At 74.0% G+C, this 18,313-nt stretch carries 19 protein-coding genes; 12 read left to right on the top strand and 7 right to left on the bottom strand.

Translation table 11 applies throughout. The annotated features are described in order from the left end of the window. Positions 1-29: 29 nt before the first annotated feature. Positions 30-1,289: an MFS transporter gene (locus OHA98_RS29180; RefSeq protein WP_266929832.1), complete on the top strand. Its 1,260-nt coding sequence runs from the start codon at positions 30-32 to the stop codon at positions 1,287-1,289. 86 nt (positions 1,290-1,375) lie between these two features. Here OHA98_RS29180 and OHA98_RS29175 read toward each other — a convergent pair whose 3' ends face one another. Continuing rightward, positions 1,376-2,008 carry a TIGR03085 family metal-binding protein gene (locus OHA98_RS29175; protein WP_266929831.1) on the bottom strand — a complete coding sequence of 211 codons (633 nt, stop codon included), beginning with the start codon at positions 2,006-2,008 and terminating at the stop codon, positions 1,376-1,378. A gap of 85 nt (positions 2,009-2,093) precedes the next feature. Here OHA98_RS29175 and hisI point away from each other — a divergent pair, with 85 nt between their 5' ends. The 11 genes from hisI to lgt all read left to right on the top strand — a co-directional run bounded on the left by hisI (position 2,094) and on the right by lgt (position 10,994). Continuing rightward, positions 2,094-2,462, top strand: coding sequence for a phosphoribosyl-AMP cyclohydrolase (hisI, locus tag OHA98_RS29170; RefSeq protein ID WP_266929830.1), 369 nt, complete (start codon positions 2,094-2,096; stop codon positions 2,460-2,462). An 11-nt stretch (positions 2,463-2,473) separates the two neighbouring features. Next, a complete protein-coding gene (locus OHA98_RS29165) occupies positions 2,474-3,982 on the top strand; it encodes an anthranilate synthase component I (protein WP_266929828.1) in 1,509 nt (502 codons plus the stop codon). Then, positions 3,982-4,662, top strand: a complete 681-nt coding sequence (locus OHA98_RS29160; protein WP_266929826.1) for a TIGR02234 family membrane protein — start codon at positions 3,982-3,984, stop codon at positions 4,660-4,662. The genes OHA98_RS29165 and OHA98_RS29160 overlap by 1 nt, the downstream gene beginning before the upstream one ends. A 107-nt stretch (positions 4,663-4,769) precedes the next feature. Further along, positions 4,770-5,021 carry an HGxxPAAW family protein gene (locus OHA98_RS29155; protein ID WP_266930972.1) on the top strand — a complete coding sequence of 84 codons (252 nt, stop codon included), beginning with the start codon at positions 4,770-4,772 and terminating at the stop codon, positions 5,019-5,021. Positions 5,022-5,092: 71 nt separating this feature from the next. After that, a complete protein-coding gene (locus OHA98_RS29150; protein ID WP_266929825.1) occupies positions 5,093-5,599 on the top strand; it encodes a DUF2752 domain-containing protein in 507 nt (168 codons plus the stop codon). 115 nt (positions 5,600-5,714) lie between these two features. Beyond that, positions 5,715-6,524, top strand: coding sequence for an indole-3-glycerol phosphate synthase TrpC (gene trpC / locus OHA98_RS29145; RefSeq protein ID WP_266929824.1), 810 nt, complete (start codon positions 5,715-5,717; stop codon positions 6,522-6,524). Positions 6,525-6,550: 26 nt separating this feature from the next. Then, positions 6,551-6,748, top strand: coding sequence for a tryptophan biosynthesis modulator TrpM (trpM, locus tag OHA98_RS29140; protein WP_266930971.1), 198 nt, complete (start codon positions 6,551-6,553; stop codon positions 6,746-6,748). A gap of 136 nt (positions 6,749-6,884) precedes the next feature. Continuing rightward, positions 6,885-8,120, top strand: a complete 1,236-nt coding sequence (trpB, locus tag OHA98_RS29135; protein WP_266929823.1) for a tryptophan synthase subunit beta — start codon at positions 6,885-6,887, stop codon at positions 8,118-8,120. After that, positions 8,117-8,938 carry a tryptophan synthase subunit alpha gene (gene trpA, locus OHA98_RS29130; protein ID WP_266929821.1) on the top strand — a complete coding sequence of 274 codons (822 nt, stop codon included), beginning with the start codon at positions 8,117-8,119 and terminating at the stop codon, positions 8,936-8,938. Before trpB ends, trpA begins: the two co-directional genes overlap by 4 nt. Positions 8,939-9,013: 75 nt before the next feature. Next, a complete protein-coding gene (locus tag OHA98_RS29125) occupies positions 9,014-9,838 on the top strand; it encodes a thioredoxin domain-containing protein (protein WP_266929820.1) in 825 nt (274 codons plus the stop codon). A 121-nt stretch (positions 9,839-9,959) separates the two neighbouring features. After that, positions 9,960-10,994, top strand: a complete 1,035-nt coding sequence (lgt, locus tag OHA98_RS29120; RefSeq protein WP_266929819.1) for a prolipoprotein diacylglyceryl transferase — start codon at positions 9,960-9,962, stop codon at positions 10,992-10,994. 28 nt (positions 10,995-11,022) lie between these two features. On the opposite strand, the gene OHA98_RS29115 is transcribed toward lgt, so the two are convergent. From OHA98_RS29115 to OHA98_RS29090, 6 genes are all read right to left on the bottom strand, one after another. Further along, positions 11,023-11,877: a CoA ester lyase gene (locus OHA98_RS29115; RefSeq protein ID WP_266929818.1), complete on the bottom strand. Its 855-nt coding sequence runs from the start codon at positions 11,875-11,877 to the stop codon at positions 11,023-11,025. After that, positions 11,874-13,073, bottom strand: coding sequence for a CaiB/BaiF CoA-transferase family protein (locus tag OHA98_RS29110; RefSeq protein WP_266929817.1), 1,200 nt, complete (start codon positions 13,071-13,073; stop codon positions 11,874-11,876). Before OHA98_RS29110 ends, OHA98_RS29115 begins: the two co-directional genes overlap by 4 nt. A gap of 115 nt (positions 13,074-13,188) precedes the next feature. Beyond that, positions 13,189-14,556, bottom strand: coding sequence for an ADP-ribosylglycohydrolase family protein (locus tag OHA98_RS29105; protein WP_266929816.1), 1,368 nt, complete (start codon positions 14,554-14,556; stop codon positions 13,189-13,191). Continuing rightward, positions 14,553-15,737 (bottom strand): ADP-ribosylglycohydrolase family protein, encoded by a 1,185-nt coding sequence (locus OHA98_RS29100; RefSeq protein ID WP_266929814.1) that lies wholly within the window; start codon positions 15,735-15,737, stop codon positions 14,553-14,555. The genes OHA98_RS29105 and OHA98_RS29100 overlap by 4 nt, the downstream gene beginning before the upstream one ends. Continuing rightward, on the bottom strand, positions 15,682-16,956 hold the full coding sequence (locus OHA98_RS29095) for an ADP-ribosylglycohydrolase family protein (protein ID WP_266929813.1): 1,275 nt from the start codon (positions 16,954-16,956) through the stop codon (positions 15,682-15,684). The genes OHA98_RS29100 and OHA98_RS29095 overlap by 56 nt, the downstream gene beginning before the upstream one ends. Beyond that, on the bottom strand, positions 16,953-18,209 hold the full coding sequence (locus OHA98_RS29090; protein ID WP_266929811.1) for an ADP-ribosylglycohydrolase family protein: 1,257 nt from the start codon (positions 18,207-18,209) through the stop codon (positions 16,953-16,955). Before OHA98_RS29090 ends, OHA98_RS29095 begins: the two co-directional genes overlap by 4 nt. Between the last annotated feature and the right edge of the window lie 104 nt (positions 18,210-18,313).

Below are 18,313 nucleotides of genomic sequence, written 5' to 3'. Positions count from 1 at the left end.
CGCGCCGCCCGCCCCGAGAGGACGAACCGATGACCAGCGCCACCCTCACCGCCCCCGGCCCCGGGGATCCGGCCGAACGGCCCGCCCACCGCGACGGCAACGTCCTGCGCTGGCTCGGCGCGTACACCGCGTCGATGATCGGCGACAGCGTCTACTACATGGCGCTCGCCTGGGCCGCGTCCCGGGCCGGCAGCGACTCCCAGACCGGACTCGTCCTGGCCGCCGGCTCCATACCCAGGGCCCTGCTGATGCTCGGCGGGGGAGTGCTCGCCGACCGGCTCGGCCCGCGCCGGGTCGTCATCGGCAGCGACATCGCGCGCTGTCTCGTCGTCCTGGGCCTGGCCGGGGCCCTGCTGTTCACCTCTCCCGCCGTATGGATGCTGATCGCCGTCGCACTGGTCTTCGGCGTGGTCGACGCTCTGTTCCTCCCCGCAGTCGGGGCGCTGCCGCCCCGGATCAGCGCCCCCGGACAGCTCGCCAGGATCCAGGGACTGCGCGGCCTCGCCGCCCGGGGCGCCAATGTCGCCGGCGCCCCGCTCGGCGGCCTCGCGGTGGCCCTCGGCGGGCCCGTGCTCGCCTTCGCCGCCGCCGGAGTGCTCTTCGCGCTCTCGCTGCCGCTGCTCCTGCTCGTACGCACGCGACCGCTGCCCGAACAGCCGGAGGCCGCCGGGGAACCGGGCACGGCGTGGCAGGAGCTGACCGACGGACTGCGCCACATCCGCCGCCACCCGCTGCTCGGCCCGCTCATGCTCGTCATCGCCGTCAGCGAGCTGGGCTTCGTCGGCCCGCTCAACCTCGGCATGATCCTGCTCGCCCGGCAGCGCGGCTGGGGCGCCACCGGAATGGGCTGGATCGTCGCCGCGTTCGGCATCGGCGCGGGCGCCGCCGCGCTGCTGCTCGCGGTGCGCGGCCGGGTGCCGCGCGGCGGGCTCGTGATGTGCCTGCTGGTGATCGTCGGCGCGATCGGCCTCGGTGTCCTCGCGTACGCGCCCTCGGTGGCCGTGGCCGCCGTGGTCGCCGCCCTCGTCGGACTCCTCATGGGCCTCGGCGGCGCCCTGTGCGCGGCCCTCGTGCAGACCGCGACGGAACCCGCCTATCTGGGCCGGGTCACCTCGGTCTCGACGCTCTTCACCCACGCCGTCGCACCGCTCAGCTACCCGGTCACCGGCGCGGCCGTCGCCGCCTGGGGCACCGGCCCGGTCTTCGTCGCCAGCGGGGCGCTGTGCGCGGCGGGCGGCGCCATCGGCCTGGCCTTCACCCGGCTGCGCCGCGCCGAACTCCCGGGCTGACCCCGGCCCCGTACGCCTGCGACCCGCCCGTACGCCTGCGGCCCGCCCGTACGCCCCGCCCCCTGCGGCCGGGCCGGGGCCGGGGCCTACATCCCCAGCTGGGCCGTCCGCAGCCGGGCCACCGCCTCCTTGTCGCCGTCCAGCTCCACCGAGGCCACGTCCTGCCGGCCGAACGCGAACAGCAGCAGCTCACCCGGCTCCCCGGTGACCGTCACCACCGGTGTGCCCTTGTGCGCCACCGCCGTCTGGCCGTCCGGGCGGCGCAGCACCACGCCCACCGGGGACCGGCGGCCCAGCAGCCGGGCCATCTTCTCGGTGCGTGACCACAGCACATCGGAGAAGACCGGGTCCAGCTCCCGCCGCGACCAGTCCGGCTGGGCCCGGCGCACGTCCTCCGTATGGACGTAGAACTCGATCGTGTTCGCCACCTCGTCGAGCTGCTTGAGGGAGTACGGGGAAAAGCGCGGCGGTCCCGTACGGATGAGCTGGATCAGCTCCTCGTACGGCTTCGCCGCGAACTCGGCCTGCACCCGCTCCATCCGGGTCCGCAGCGCGCCCAGCAGCAGCCCGCCCGCCGCGTCCGCGCGGCGCTCGCGCACCACCACATGGGCGGCCAGGTCGCGGGTCTTCCAGCCGTCGCACAGGGTCGGGGCCTCCGGGCCCGCCGCCTCCAACAGGTCGGCAAGCAGCAGACGTTCACGCTTCGCATGGGTCGACATGCCCGCCAGCGTACGGCCGGGCCGCGCCGTCCGCCCAGTGGACGCCCGCCCGGACGGCCCCCGCGGCCACGGCACAATGGACCGCATGACCAGCACCCCGCCGCCCGCCAGCAGCCTCGACCCCGCCATCGCCGCCCGCCTCAGGCGCGGCGCCGACGGTCTGGTCCCGGCCATCGCCCAGCAGTACGACACCGGCGAGGTGCTGATGCTCGGCTGGATGGACGACGAGGCGCTGCACCGCACCCTCACCACCGGCCGCTGCACCTACTGGTCGCGCAGCCGGCAGGAGTACTGGGTCAAGGGCGACACCTCCGGGCACATCCAGCGGGTGAAGTCGGTCGCGCTGGACTGTGACGCCGACACCGTCCTGGTGAAGGTCGACCAGACGGGTGCCGCCTGCCACACCGGGGACCGCACCTGTTTCGACGCCGACGTCCTCCCCCTCGCCCAGTAAGGTCACCGGCCATGGATCTCGACACCTTCCGCAAGCTGGCCATCGACCGGCGCGTCATCCCCGTCAGCCGCCGGCTCCTCGCGGACGGCGACACCCCCGTCGGGCTCTACCGCAAGCTCGCGGCGGAGCGGACCGGGACCTTCCTCCTCGAATCCGCGGAGAACGGCCGCACCTGGTCCCGCTACTCCTTCATCGGGGTACGCAGCGACGCCACCCTCACCGCCCGCGACGGGCAGGCCCACTGGCTGGGCACGCCGCCCGTCGGCGTCCCCGCCGACGGCGACCCGCTCCGGGCCCTGCGCGCCACCGTCGAGACCCTGCACACCCCGCGCGACCTGGTCGCCGGCGAGGGGCTGCCGCCCTTCACCGGCGGCATGGTCGGCTACCTCGGGTACGACATCGTGCGCCGCCTGGAGAAGATCGGTGAGCACGGCGGCGACGACCTGGGGCTCCCCGAGCTGACCATGCTCCTCACCTCGGACCTCGCCGTCCTGGACCACTGGGACGGCACCGTCCTGCTGATCGCCAACGCGATCAACCACAACGACCTCTCGACCGGTGTCGACGAGGCGTACGCGGACGCCGTCGCCCGGCTCGACGCGATGGAGCAGGACCTGCGCCGGCCCGTCGAGAACGCCCCCGCCCTCCTGCCCCCGTCCGAGCTGCCGGAGTACACCGCACTGTGGGGCGGTGAGGCGTTCCAGGACGCCGTCGAGGACGTCAAGGAACGGATCAGGGCCGGCGAGGCCTTCCAGGTCGTCCCCTCCCAGCGCTTCGAAACCCCTTGCACGGCAAGCGCGTTGGACGTCTACCGGGTGCTGCGCGCCACCAACCCGTCGCCGTACATGTACCTCTTCCGCTTCGACGGCTTCGATGTCGTCGGCTCCAGCCCCGAGGCCCTGGTCAAGGTCGAGGACGGGCGGGCCATGCTCCACCCGATCGCCGGGACCCGGCACCGCGGCGCCACCCCGCAGGAGGACCAGGCGCTCGCCGAGGAACTGCTGGCCGACCCGAAGGAACGCGCCGAGCACCTGATGCTCGTCGACCTCGGCCGCAACGACCTCGGGCGCGTCTGCGAACCCGGCAGCGTCGAGGTCGTCGACTTCATGTCGGTCGAGCGGTACTCGCACGTGATGCACATCGTCTCCACCGTCACCGGCCGGGTCACCGAGGGCCGGACCGCCTTCGACGTCCTCACCGCCTGCTTCCCCGCGGGCACCCTCTCCGGCGCACCCAAACCGCGGGCGATGCAGATCATCGAGGAGCTCGAACCCACCCGCCGCGGGCTGTACGGAGGCTGCGTCGGCTACCTCGACTTCGCCGGGGACTCCGACACCGCCATCGCCATCCGCACCGCGCTGCTGCGTGACGGAACCGCGTACGTCCAGGCCGGAGCGGGGATCGTCGCCGATTCCGACCCGGTCGCCGAGGACACCGAGTGCCGCAACAAGGCGGCCGCCGTGCTGCGGGCCGTCCATACGGCCAACCGCCTCCGCGAGCACCGGAGCGGTAGGGGATAGTGGAGGGCGTGAGTGCCGTGCCCGTACCCCAGCCCCGCGCCCGAGCCGTCGTGTCCGACTCCGCGCCCGCCTCCGCACCCGACTCCGCGGGAAGCCGCCGCAGTCTGGCCGCCGGTCTGTTCCTCGGCGCGATCGGCGCGGCCGTCGTCCTCCTGGCCTCCGGGCAGACATGGGCCGAGGGCAAGGCCTCCGTCGGCGGCGGCACCCTGCCGCTGACCGCCGACGGCCAGGACGTCACCGGGCTGCCGGCCGCCCTGGCCGTCGTCGCCCTGGCCGCTCTCGTCGCCGTCTTCGCCGTACGCGGTGCCGGACGCCTGGCCGTCTCCGGGCTCCTCGCCCTCAGCGGACTCGGCGCGGCACTCAGCTCCTGGTCCGGAGCCTTCGACAGCGCCGCCCTCGACGAGAAGGCCGCCCGCTCCACCGGTGACGCCTCCGCCACCGTCGGCGCCCTCAGCCACACCGCCTGGCCGTACCTCACGGCCGTCGGCGGCGCGCTGATCCTGCTCGCCGGGCTGCTCGCCCTGCGCTACGGCAGCCGCTGGCCCGCCATGTCGGGACGGTACGAGCGCGACGGCACCCCGCGCCCCGGCAAGGCCCCCCGCACCGCCCCGGACCCCGACCGGCCCGAGGACCTGTGGAAGGCCCTGGACCGCGGCGAGGACCCGACGCGCGAGGCATGACCCCCCAGCTCACGTCCTACCGGCACGTACGGGACAATGACCGTGAGCTTTCCCCGTGGCGCCAGTCACGGCGATATCCACAGCGCAACACCAACGAGGAGCAACTCATGGCGGGCAGCAGCCACGGACACACCCCGGCCGCCTGGACCGGTGTCATCATCTCGTTCATCGGCTTCTGCGTCGCAGGCGTCTTCATGGTCGCGGCCAACCCGCTCGGCTTCTGGGCCGGTATCGCCGTCATCTTCGTCGGTGGCGTCGTCGGTCTCGCGATGAAGGCCGCGGGCCTCGGCATGCCGAAGGAGTCGGCCGAGATGGCGGCGGCCAGGGCCCGCGCTTCGCAGGCCCAGATCTCCCACTGATACCGGAGACCTCCGGCCCCGGCCGGAGACACGACGCGAGGCGCAGCCCGGTCCGGGCTGCGCCTCTCCGCATGAGCGTGGACAATCAGCGGGTGGACGCCTCGCCTTCTCCCGCCGCAGCCCCGCCCCCCGACCCCGGGGCGGCGTACGCGCCCGGCCCCGCGCGGCCACCGGGGCCCGCCTCACGCCTGCGCCGGTTCGCCACGCCCGTGGGCATCCTGGCCGGCGTCGTCGGCGCCTTCGGATACGTCGCCACGTTCGACCCCAACGAACCCGGCCACTACCCGGTCTGCCCGCTGCTGGGGCTCACCGGGCTGTACTGCCCCGGCTGCGGCGGGCTGCGCAGCGCCTACGCCTTCGCCCACGGAGACATCGGGACCGCGTTCGGCGCCAACGCCGTGGCCGTCGTCGGCTACTTCCTCTTCGCCGCCGTGTGGGTGCTCTGGATGGTCCGCGCGGGCCGCGGAAAGCCCCTGCGGATCGGTCTGGCACCGGTCTACTGGTGGGGGATCGGCGCGCTGCTGCTGATCTTCTCCGTCGTCCGGAACCTGCCCTTCGGCTCCGCCCTGGCGCCATGAATGCCCAGGTAGTGGGACGCATCGTGGCCGGATGCGAACCCTGCGGCCCGCTGCGGATACCATCGGTACGGCCGATCCTGTTCCCTCATCACCGTTCCGGAAGGGGGCCGCTCGCGTGAGTGTGCTCGACGAGATCATCGACGGCGTACGCGCCGACCTCGCGGAGCGGCAGGCGCGCGTCAGCCTCGACCAGCTGAAGGAGCGCGCGGCCCGCGCTCCCCAGGCCAAGGACGGGGTCGCCGCACTGCGCGGCGAGGGCGTCACCGTCATCTGCGAGGTCAAGCGCTCGTCCCCCTCCAAGGGGGCGCTTGCCGCGATCGCCGACCCGGCCGCACTCGCCGCCGACTACGAGGCGGGCGGCGCGTCCGTCATCTCGGTCCTCACCGAGGAGCGCCGCTTCGGCGGCTCGCTCGCCGACCTGGAGGCCGTCCGCGCCAAGGTCGACATCCCGGTCCTGCGCAAGGACTTCATCGTCACCTCGTACCAGCTGTGGGAGGCCCGCGCCTACGGCGCCGACCTCGCCCTGCTGATCGTCGCCGCCCTCGACCAGCAGGCCCTGGTCTCGCTGATCGAGCGCGCCGAGTCGATCGGCCTGACGCCGCTCGTCGAGGCGCACGACGAGGAGGAGGCGGAGCGCGCCGTGGACGCCGGAGCGAAGATCATCGGTGTCAACGCGCGCAATCTGAAGGACCTCAAGGTCGACCGCTCCACCTTCGAGCGGGTGGCCCCCGAGATCCCGGACCACATCGTCAAGGTCGCCGAGTCCGGCGTCCGCGGCCCGCACGACCTCATCGCCTACGCCAACGCGGGCGCGGACGCCGTGCTCGTCGGCGAGTCCCTGGTCACCGGCCGCGACCCGCGCGCCGCCGTCGCCGATCTGGTCGCCGCGGGCGCCCACCCGGCGCTCCGGCACGGACGGGGCTGACCCGGCCCGTGTCCGCCCACCGCTCCGTGTCCCGCACCCGGCCGGGCCCGCGCCCCGCCGACGCGGGCGCCCGGGTTCCGCACGCCCCGCTGGCGCGCGGCTGCCGCCCACGCGGCTGCCGCGCCCCCGCCCGGCGTGTGCACGGCCGGCGGGTGCGGTACGTCATCGGTGACGAACCCGGCCAGGTCAACGGCATGCGATGGCGCACGGGGTCCGCGCTGTAGCGAGCCCCGGCCGACGTACCCGCACCACACACGCGTACGTACGACCGCACCGCCCCGACCGGTCCCGGTCGCGGTGGCGCTCCGCTCACGGCGCATACGGTGAACCCACCCGTTGCCATGCCAAGGAGCACGTCGGATGTCGTCTGACTTCTTCATTCCGGACCCCGAGGGTCTGATTCCCAGCGCCGAAGGGTATTTCGGCGCCTACGGCGGCAAGTTCATCCCGGAGGCGCTCGTCGCCGCCGTGGACGAGGTCGCCGTCGAGTACGACAAGGCCAAGGCCGACCCGGCCTTCGCCGCCGAGCTCAACGAGCTCATGGTCAACTACACGGGCCGCCCGAGCGCGCTGACCGAGGTCCCGCGCTTCGCCGAGCACGCGGGCGGGGCCAGGGTCTTCCTCAAGCGCGAGGACCTGAACCACACCGGCTCGCACAAGATCAACAACGTGCTGGGCCAGGCACTCCTCACCAAGCGCATGGGCAAGACCCGGGTCATCGCCGAGACCGGCGCGGGCCAGCACGGGGTCGCCACCGCCACCGCCTGCGCCCTGTTCGGCCTCGAATGCACCATCTACATGGGCGAGATCGACACCGAGCGGCAGGCGCTGAACGTGGCGCGGATGCGGATGCTCGGCGCCGAGGTCATCGCCGTGAAGTCCGGCTCGCGCACCCTCAAGGACGCCATCAACGAGGCGTTCCGCGACTGGGTCGCCAATGTGGACCGCACCCACTACCTCTTCGGCACGGTCGCGGGCCCGCACCCGTTCCCCGCGATGGTCCGCGACTTCCACCGGGTGATCGGCGTCGAGGCCCGCCGCCAGATCCTGGAGCGGGCCGGCCGGCTGCCGGACGCCGCGGTCGCCTGCGTCGGCGGCGGCTCCAACGCCATCGGGCTCTTCCACGCGTTCATCCCGGACGCGGACGTCCGGCTGATCGGCTGCGAGCCCGCCGGACACGGGGTGGAGACCGGTGAGCACGCGGCCACCCTGACCGCGGGCGAGCCCGGCATCCTGCACGGCTCGCGCTCCTACGTCCTCCAGGACGACGAGGGCCAGATCACCGAGCCGTACTCCATCTCGGCGGGACTGGACTACCCGGGCATCGGCCCGGAGCACTCCTACCTCAAGGACATCGGCCGCGGCGAGTACCGCGCGGTCACCGACGACGCCGCCATGCAGGCCCTGCGGCTCCTCTCCCGCACCGAGGGGATCATCCCGGCCATCGAGAGCGCGCACGCCCTGGCCGGCGCGCTGGAGGTCGGACGGGAACTGGGCAAGGACGGGCTGATCCTGATCAACCTGTCCGGCCGCGGCGACAAGGACATGGACACGGCGGCCCGCTACTTCGGCCTGTACGACGGGGGTGCCAAGTGAGCACGCAGAGCGGAAACAGGGACCTGCTGAGCTCGACGCTGGCCAAGGCCGGGGCGGAGGACCGGGCGGCGCTGATCGCGTACCTCCCGGCCGGGTTCCCGACCGTCGACGGAGGCATCGAGGCGGTCAAGGCCGTCGTCGCGGGCGGCGCGGACATCGTCGAGGTGGGACTGCCGCACAGCGACCCGGTGCTCGACGGCCCGGTCATCCAGACCGCCGACGACATCGCCCTGCGCGGCGGGGTCAGAATCGCCGACGTGATGCGCACGGTCCGCGAGGCGTACGAGGCGACCGGTGCCCCGATCCTGATCATGACCTACTGGAACCCCATCGACCGGTACGGCATCGAGCGCTTCACCGCCGAGCTGGCCGAGGCGGGCGGAGCCGGGTGCATCCTGCCCGACCTGCCGGTCCAGGAGTCCGCGACCTGGCGCGAACACGCGGACAAGCACGGCCTCGCGACCGTGTTCGTCGTCGCGCCCAGCAGCCGGGACGCGCGTCTGGCCACCATCACGGCGGCGGGCTCCGGCTTCGTGTACGCCGCCTCGCTCATGGGGGTCACCGGCACCCGTGAGTCGGTCGGCGACGAGGCCCAGAACCTGGTGCGCCGCACCCGCGCCACCACGGACCTGCCCGTCTGCGTCGGCCTCGGCGTCTCCAACGCCGAGCAGGCCGCCGAGGTCGCCGGGTTCGCCGACGGGGTGATCGTCGGCTCGGCCTTCGTCAAGGGCATGCTGGACGCCCCCGACGAGGCGGCGGGTCTCGCCGCCGTCCGCGCCCTGGCGGGCGAACTGGCCGAAGGTGTTCGAAAGCGCTGATACCAGACATCACCCGAACGGGTGGAACCGGACCGGGGAGGCACGCGCGTGCCTCCCCGGTTCGTTGCTGCGGGTGTGAGCGAGAAGAACCCTGAGGGAAACAGAAGCGCGCGTGAGCGCCTGGCCCAGCAGCGCGAGCGGGACAAGGCGCGCGAGCGCCGCCGGCGCACGCTGATCGTCTCGGCCGCGGTGGTCGGAGTGCTGGCCCTGGCGGCCGTGATCGGACTGATCGCCGCCAACGCGGGCGACGACGACGGCGACAGCGGGGCGGGCCCGGTGGTCGCTCCCTCGGGCGCCACCGGGAAGGACGAGCTCACCATCCCGGTCGGGGCGAGCGACGCACCGTCCACGCTCACGATCTGGGAGGACTTCCGCTGCCCGGTCTGCGCCCAGTTCGAGACCGCCTTCCGGGACACGATCGCGGAGCTGGCGGACAGCGGCCAGATCAAGGTGGAGTACCACCTCGCCACGATCATCGACGGGAATCTCGGCGGTACCGGCTCGCTGCGCGCCGCCAACGCCGCCGCCTGCGCCCAGGACGTCGGCAAGTTCCCCGCGTACCACGACGTCCTCTACAGCAACCAGCCCGCCGAGGCCGATGACGCCTTCGGCCGGAACAGCAAGCTGATCGAGCTGGCGGGCAAGGTCGAGGGCCTCGACACGCCCGGCTTCCGCAGCTGCGTGGAGAGCGGCAAGCACGACAGCTGGGTCACCAAGTCCGACACCGCGTTCCGCAACGGCGGATTCCAGGGCACTCCCACCGCCCTGCTCAACGGTGTGTCGGTCTTCCCGACGAAGGGCGACGAGCAGATCTCCCCCGAGAACCTCAAGAAGTGGGTCGCCGAGGCCAACAAGGGCAAGAAGCCGGGCACGGCCACCCCGGCCCCCTCGGCTTCCTGATCCGGCCCTTCCGGGCTCCTGGCAGGGGTACGGGGCGGCGGGCCGGCGGCCGCCTCGTTACCCAGACGTTGCCGGGTGGCCTGCCGTACCTCCCGCCCGGCAAGGTAGCGTCGACCCCGTCATGAACCTTGCCTTCATTCCCAGCCCGTCGACCGGCGTGATCGATCTCGGCCCGATCCCGCTTCGCGGCTACGCGTTCTGCATCATCATCGGTGTCTTTGTCGCCGTCTGGTTCGGCAACAAGCGCTGGGTCGCCCGGGGCGGCAGATCCGGCACCGTCGCCGACATCGCCGTCTGGGCCGTGCCCTTCGGCCTCGTCGGCGGCCGGCTGTACCACGTCATCACCGACTATCAGCTGTACTTCAGCGACGGTGAGAACTGGGTCGACGCCTTCAAGATCTGGGAAGGCGGCCTCGGAATCTGGGGCGCGATCGCGCTCGGCGCGGTCGGCGCCTGGATCGGCTGCCGCAGGCGCGGGATTCCGCTCCCCGCCTGGGCCGACGCCCTGGCCCCCGGTATCGCCCTCGCCCAGGCCATCGGCCGCTGGGGCAACTGGTTCAACCAGGAGCTGTACGGCAAGCCGACCGACCTCCCGTGGGCGCTGGAGATCAGCGAGGGCCCGAACCGGGTCGCGGGCACCTACCACCCGACCTTCCTGTACGAGTCGCTGTGGTGCGTCGGCGTCGCGCTGCTGGTGATCTGGGCCGACCGCCGCTTCAAGCTCGGCCACGGACGGGTCTTCGCGCTGTACGTCGCGGCGTACTGCGCGGGCCGTGCCTGGATCGAGTACATGCGGGTCGACGAGGCCCACCACGTGCTGGGGCTGCGCCTCAACGTATGGACCGCGATCATCGTGTTCGTCCTCGCCGTCGTGTACATCGTGATCTCGGCGAAGGTACGTCCCGGACGCGAGGAGATCGTCGAGCCGGGCGCGACGGACACCGACACGGAAGGTGACGCCGGCGCCAAGGACGGCGACGCCGAGGACACGGCCGCGAAGGACACGGCCGCGAAGGACACCGACGCGAAGGACGCCGAGCCCGACGCCACCGACATGGCCACCGAGGCCGAGGTCAAGGCCGACGCCGGGACCGGTGACGCCGGGACCGGTGACGCGGAGAAGGACGGCGCCCCCGAGGCGGCCAAGAAGCTCTGACCGCGCCCGCGGGCGCACTCTGTTCCGCTCAGACGCCGGACGGATCGGTACTGCCGACCCGTCCGGCGTTCCGCTGTCCCAGGGCCAGTGTCCGGCGCGCCGATGCCACCACCGCCGCGTCCACGAACCTCCCGTCCGGCAGCGCCAGCGCACCCGCGTCCACCGCCGAGGCGGCCACGATCTCCTCGGCCGCCTCGATCTCCCGCGCCGTCGGCAGGAAGGCCCGCTCGATCACCGCCAGCTGCCGGGGGTGGATCGCCGCCCGGCCGAGCATCCCCAGCGCCCGCGCCCGGCCGCAGGACGTCCACAGCCCGTCCAGGTCCCGGACGTCCGGGAAGACCGACTGCGCGGGCGGCGGCAGACCGGCGGCCCGCGCGGCGACCACGGTACGGCTGCGCGGCCAGTCCAGCCCGGCGTCCTCCCGTACACCCAGATCGGCCCGGAGGTCGGCCTCGCCCAGTCCGATGCCCCGCACCTCCGCGTGGGCCGTCGCGATCGAGTAGGCGTGCTCGATCGCGAGCGCCGATTCGAGCAGCGGATACAGCGGCACACCGGGGGCCACCGCCGCCACATGGTGCACGGAGACCGAATGCGTGATCTTCGGCAGCCGCAGACCGGAGAGACCCGGCAGCCCGGCCAGGGCCCGTACGTCGTCCTCGCCGTGCACCCGGACATGGACCGGTACCGTGCCCGGGGCGGCGGTGACCGGGTCGGCGAGGAGTTCGGCGGTGGCCGCCCGCGCGTACTCCTTGCGGTCCGGTGCGACCGCGTCCTCCAGGTCGACGATCACCACGTCCGCTCCCGAGCCGAGTGCCTTGCGCACCACGTCCGGCCGGTCCCCGGGTACGTAGAGCCAGGTCAGGGGGACGAACAGGGAGGTCACAGGGCTCCCTGTGCGCGCAGATCCATGATGTCGGGGGCCGACAGGCCGAGCCCGGCGAGGATCTCCTCGGTGTCCGCGCCGTGCGGGCGGCCCGCCCAGCGGATCGCTCCCGGTGTCCCGGACAGCCGGAAGAGGACGTTCTGCATCCGCAGGGGCCCCAGCTCCGGGTCGTCGATCTCGGTGAGGGTGTCCAGGGCCCGGTACTGCGGATCCTCCATCACCTCCCGTACGTCCTGGATCGGTGCGATGGCCGCCTCCGCCTTCTCGAACGCGGTCAGGGCCTCCTCCCGGGTGTGCCGGGCGATCCAGTTGCCGACGGCCTCGTCCAGCTCCTCGGTGTGCTCGGCACGGGTGGTGCCCGCGCCGAACCACGGCTCGTCGATCAGTTCCGGGCGGCCGACCAGCCGCATGACCCGTTCGGCGACCGACTGCGCGGAGGTGGACACGGCGACCCAGTGGCCGTCCCCGGTGCGGTAGGTGTTGCGCGGGGCGTTGTTGCGGGAGCGGTTCCCGGTGCGCTGCTGGACGTAGCCGAGCTGGTCGTACCAGAGGGGCTGCGGGCCCAGCACCGTCAGGATCGGTTCGATGATCGCCAGGTCGACGACCTGGCCCTCGCCGGTGCGGTCGCGCCCGGCGAGCGCGGCCATCACCGCGTACGCGGTGGCGAGCGCCGCGATCGAGTCGGCGAGCCCGAACGGCGGCAGGGTGGGCGGCCCGTCCGGCTCCCCGGTGATCGCCGCGAAGCCGCTCATCGCCTCGGCCAGGGTGCCGAAGCCGGGGCGGTGCGCGTACGGGCCGAACTGGCCGAAGCCGGTGACGCGGGCCAGGACCAGACGGGGGTTGACGGCCCGCAGCTCCTCCCAGCCGATGCCCCAGCGCTCCAGGGTTCCCGGCCGGAAGTTCTCGATGATCACATCGCTGTCCGCCGCCAGCCGCAGCAGGACGTCCCGGCCGCCGGGGGCGGACAGGTCCAGGGTCAGATTGCGCTTGTTGCGGCCGAGCAGCTTCCACCACAGTCCGACGCCGTCCTTGGCGGGGCCGTGCCCGCGCGAGGGGTCGGGGCGGCGCGGATGCTCGACCTTGATGACCTCGGCCCCGAAGTCACCGAGCATCGTGGCCGCGAGCGGTCCGGCGAACAGGGTGGCGATGTCGAGGACCTTCAGACCGGTCAGGGGTCCTTCTGCGGGGTGATTCACGCGGCATCGCTCTCGCTTCGGTACGGCATGGACGGGGAGGCGCCGGGCGGCGGCGGGACGGGGGAGGGGGTGGGGCCGTCCGTGCTCCCCGGGCACGGGAGCGCTGCGATGCCGGTCATGTGCGGGTGGCTTCCTGATAGGTCAGTTCGGCGAGGGTGTCGAAACCGGTCGAGTCGAAACCGGCTACGGAGGTGGCGAGGCGGTTCTTCAGCGGGGCGGTGAAGCGGTCGGGCAGGGCAGCGGGCCGGCCGGCCAGCAGTCCCGCGAGCGAACCGGCCGTCGCCCCGTTGGAATCGGTGTCCCAGCCGCCCGATACCGCGCAGCCGACGGAACGGGTGAAGTCCCCGTCGGCATGGGTGAGGGCCGCGGCCAGCAGCGCGGCGTTGGGCAGGACGTGGACCCAGTGGTGGGTGTCCGCGTACACGGCGTGCAGCCGGTCCACCACCGTGTCGAACTCCGCCTCCGCACGGGCCGTCGCGATGCCGAGGCGGACGGCCCGCGCGTACCGGGAGCGGGGCGGGACCACCCGCAGCCCGGCCGCCAGGCACCCGTGCACATCGCTCCCGCCCCCGGCCGCCTCGGCGAGCGCGGCAGCGGTGAACATCGCCCCGTACACCCCGTTGGCGGTGTGGGTGAGGACCGCGTCCCGGTGGGCCTGGGCGGCAGCGGCGGCCGGGTCGCCCGGGTGCGTCCAGCCATGGGCGTCGGCCCGGATCTGGGCGCCGATCCACTCACGGAACGGATTGCGGTGGCGTGCCGTGTCCGGCGGCTCGATGCCGTCCAGCAGATTGCGGTACGCGATGCGCTCGGCGGTGAAGACGCGGCCCGCCGGGAGTTCGGCGAGCCAGAGCCGCGCGAGATCGGCCGTGGTGAAGCCGCGCCCATGGCGACGGAGCAACAGCACGGTGAGCAGGGGGTGGTCGAGGTCGTCGTCCTCCGGCATGCCGTCGATGTTCTCGGCCAGTGAGGTGGCGGCCGAGCGCCGGTTCCACGGGTATCGCTCCAGCAGCGCGGCGGGTACACCCCTGGCGGTGAACCAGGTGGTGAGCGGCCAGTTGCCGGTGGCGCGGGCCAGGGCACGGATGCCGGCCAGCTCCAGCTTCTCGACCGGCTTGCCCAGCAGACAGCCCGCGGCCCGGCCGAGCCAGGCGGCGTGCAGCCGGTCCGGATCGGCCGGACGCCGTCCGGCGGGTGGGGCGGGCCAGTGCGGACAGGCCGCCCGGATCGCCGCCAGGTCCGTCGGCTCATGGGGTGCCAACGGGGATTCCAGCAGGGCGAGTTCGTCCAGCAGCTCCTCGGCCAGTGCGCGCAGCCGGGGTGCGGTGGGCGGCTCGGACGCGCCGGCGCGCTCCGGGGCGGGCGCGCCGCCCGCCCCGTACCAGCGCCGCTCGATCTCCCGCGCGTCCCGGCCGTCCTGCGCCGCCTGCCGCAGCTCATGGCCGACCAGGTCCTCGGGCTGCACCCAGGTCAGCCGGACGGTCACCGCTCACCGGCCAGCGCGGCGAAGGCCGACTCGTGCGCCCGGCGGCGGGCGGTGTCCCGTACGAAGATCTCGCGGGCCACCTCCGCCAGTTCCCGTGCCGGGGCGTGCAGATCGAGGCGGCTGGCCTCGGCGACCGTCTTCGACCAGTCGGCGGGGATCGCCGCCGCGCCGTTCAGCGCGCCCGCCAGGGCACCGCCCATGGTGGCGATCGAGTCGCAGTCGCGGCCGTAGTTGACCGAGCCGAGGACGGTGCGGCGGTAGTCGCCGTCCCCGACGAGCAGCATGCCGAGCGCGATGGGCAGTTCCTCGATGGAGTGCAGCCGGGAGGGCCGGCGGGCGCCGAGGGAGGGGGCGCGGTAGTCCGGGCCCACCGTGTCGAAGGGGGCGACGGCGGCGCGCAGGGGGGCCAGCGCCGACTCGAAGTCGCTGTGGCGCACGGCCACTTCGCGGACCGCCTCGATCGCGGATCGGGTCCCGTCCTTGGCCAGCGCCGTCGCGGCCGTGACGACGGAGGCGGGGGTGGCGCCCGGGGCGCAGGCGGCGGCGACGGCGGCGGCGAAGACCCCGGCGGCCTCCCGCCCGTACGAGGACTGATGAGCCCCCGCGATCTCCAGCGCCTCGGCGTAGGCGGCCTCGGGGTGGGCGGCGTTGACCAGGCCGACCGGTGCCATGTACATCGCCGCACCGCAGTTGACGATGTTCCCGGAGCCCGCCTCGCGCGGGTCGGCATGACCGTAGTGCAGCCGTGCGACGATCCACTTCTCGGCAAGGAAGATCCGCTGGAGGGGCAGCGCCTCGGCCTCCAGTTCCGGGATCCAGCGGGGGCGGGACATCAGGTCCGGTACGAGATGACCGGCGATGTCGTAGGCGTCGAGGTGATCGCGGACGCCGGTGTAGACGCGGATCAGCGCATGGGTCATCAGGGTGTCGTCGGTGACGTGCCCGTCGCCCTTGTGGTACGGGGCGATGGGGCGGGCGGTGCGCCAGTCGTCGCCGTGCCAGGGGCCGACGATGCCGCGCACCCGGCCGCCGTGGCGTTCGGCGATCTGCTCCGGGGTCCAGCCCTCGACGGGGCCGCCGAGCGCGTCGCCGACCGCGGCGCCGATGAGTGCGCCGGTGATGCGCTCATCGAGCCCGAGCGTGGGGGGTGAGGTCCGAGGGACGATCGTTGTGGGCGTCATGCCGGAATTGTCCACCCGTGGGGGTCGGTTCCGTGTCTGCCAGCAGCCCGGCGAGTTCGATCAGATCCGTGCCCGCGAGCCGGGGCAGCGCGCATCCGGCCAGGGTGCGGCAGGCCTCGCGCCAGCCCGCCGGTACGGCGGCGATCCCGCCGAGCGCACCGGTCAGCGCTCCGGCGAGGGCGGGCGCGGAGTCGGCGACCCGGGACAGACAGGCCGCCGCCGGGACGGCCTGGGCGATCTCGCCGCGGGCCGCGGTCGTCAGGGCCAGGGCCACCGGCACGGTCTCGGCCGCCGCGATCCCGTAGCTGTAGACATGGTCGACGATCTGGTGCTCCAGCACCGGGACCAGGGCGAAGGCACCGTGCGGCTCGTCGGCGAAGGCGCGGGCGAGCCGCACGGCGTGCTCGGCGTTGCGGGCGATCTCGGTGCCCTCGGGGAGCTGGGCGAGCGCGGCGTTCACCACCGTGTCGACGTCCGCCCCGGCCAGCGCCTCGGCGACGGCGGCGGCGACGGCCCGCGCGCCGTGCACCCCGTCGCCGTCCTGGGTGTAGCGGGCGTCGAACTCGGCGAGTCCGGCGGCGGCCGCCGGGTCCCCGGGGTGGACGACGGCGAGCACGGCGGCCCGGACGCAGGCGGCGTCGTCGAAGTAGTGCGGGTTGTCATGGCCGGTGGCGGGCGGCCGGAGCCCGGCGGCGAGGTTGCCGAGCCCCGCACGCACCGAGATCCGGGCCCGCAGGGGGAGCACGGCGGCCTCGACCTCGGGGGCCCGTGCGCTGGCCGCGGCGACTTTGGCGGCCAGCGCGTTCCAGGCCCGGTCCACCGCGTCCCGCGTCCGCCGGCCGGGGGAGAGGCCGTCGGCGTGGTCCGCCGCGGCGGCCAGCACCGTACGGGCGGCGAACGCGGCCCACTCGGCGTCGTCGGACGGCCCGAGCCGCAGCGGCTCGGGCGGCTGGTTGAGGGCGATCGGGACCGGGAGCGTGGTGGTGGCGTTCTGCTCGGCGAAGGTGTCCAGCTCCCGGGTGAGCCGCCGCGTCCACTCCGGCATCCGGGCCGCCCGGTGCCGGGCGGCGGGCCATCCGGCGGCGTCCCCGGCGGCCAGCCCGAGCAACAGGCCCTCGATCCGGGCCCGGCGGCCGGGGACGGGTACAAGTACGGACAGGGGCTCCCGGCCGGCCGGCGGGGAGCCGGCGCGGTGGCCGGTCCGGCGTGCGGTGGTCATCGCCGCTCCTCCCGTCCCGGCCGTCCCGGCCCGGAGGACGCCGACACCGGTGCCAGGTCCCGCACCCTCTCCCCGGCCGCACCGGGCCCGCGCGCCCCGCCCCGCTCGTCCGCGCCCTCTCCCGCGCCGGTGTGCCCCGAATCCGCGCCGGTGTGCCCCGGGTCCGCGCCGGTGTTCCCTGGGTCCGCGCCCGCGCTCTCCGGCCGCCGCGCACTCCCCGGCCGCCGCTCCCGCCCGGCCCGCGCCGTCTCCTCCCGCCGCGCCGGGGGTTCCGGCTCCTCCGGGGTCAGCAGTTCCGCGATGTCCAGGACGTGGTAGCCCCGCATCGACGGCAGACAGCTGCCCCGGACCGGCCCGATCGCCGCCGCCCAGTCCGGCTCGATCGCGCCCGCCCCGTTCAGCGCCCCGGCCAGCGCCCCCGCCACCGCCGCCGTCGTATCGGCGTCGCGGCCCATGTTGACGGCCGTCAGCACCGCCGTACGGAAGTCGCCGCGCGCCGCCGTGAGCGCGCCGAAGGCCAGGCCCACCGCCTCCGGCGCCAGGTCCGTCCACGGGTAGCCGCCGATCACCACGGCCGAACGCACCGCGCGTTCCATGGTGAGCCGGTCCGGGTAGGGGCGCTGAGCGGCCGTCACCGCGCGCCGCAGCGAGCGGGCCGTCCACGAGTCCATCGGGACGACGGACAGCGCGGCGGCGATCACGGAGGCGAGCCCCGCCCCCACCATCGCCGCGGCCACCCCGGCCGCCACGGCCTGCCCGCCGTAGATGCCCTCGCCGTCATGGCTCACCCGGCCGTCGATCGCGACCAGCCGCGCCGCCTCGGCCGGCCGGCCCGCCGCGAACACCCCGAACGGCGCCGCCCGCATGGCGAGCCCGTCGCTCCAGGCGTGCCGGTGCTGCGCCGAGATCGGGGCCGCCAGCCCCCGGCGGAGGTTCTCCAGCGTGCCGCGCTCGCTGAACCCGGCCCCGCGGAACGGCCCTTCGTCGAGGTCGGCGATCCAGTGGTGCCAGGCCCGCTCGACATGCGCGACCGTGAGCGCCGAGCCGTGCCGGGCCAGCAGCAGCCCGGAGAAGATCGCGTACTCCGTGTCGTCCGTCCCGGCCGGGTCGTCGCTCACGAACCCCTCGATCCGCCCCCAGCGGCGGCGGATCTCGGACGGCCGGAGATTCTCCGCGGGCGCCCCCAGCGCGTCCCCGACGGCGAGCCCCAGCAGCGCACCCCGGGCCCGGTCATTGCCTGCGATCGGTTCCATCGCGTCGCCCTTCGTTCGTGCCGGGAGTCCTGATTCCCGTCCTGTCCGATCTGTGCCACGTGGAGCGCGGGTAAAGGCTGACAAGCGCAATAAAAGGGCCAGTC

The organism is Streptomyces sp. NBC_00654, from assembly GCF_026341775.1.
Lineage (GTDB): Bacteria > Actinomycetota > Actinomycetes > Streptomycetales > Streptomycetaceae > Streptomyces.
This window is presented reverse-complemented; position numbering and strand designations above follow the sequence as displayed.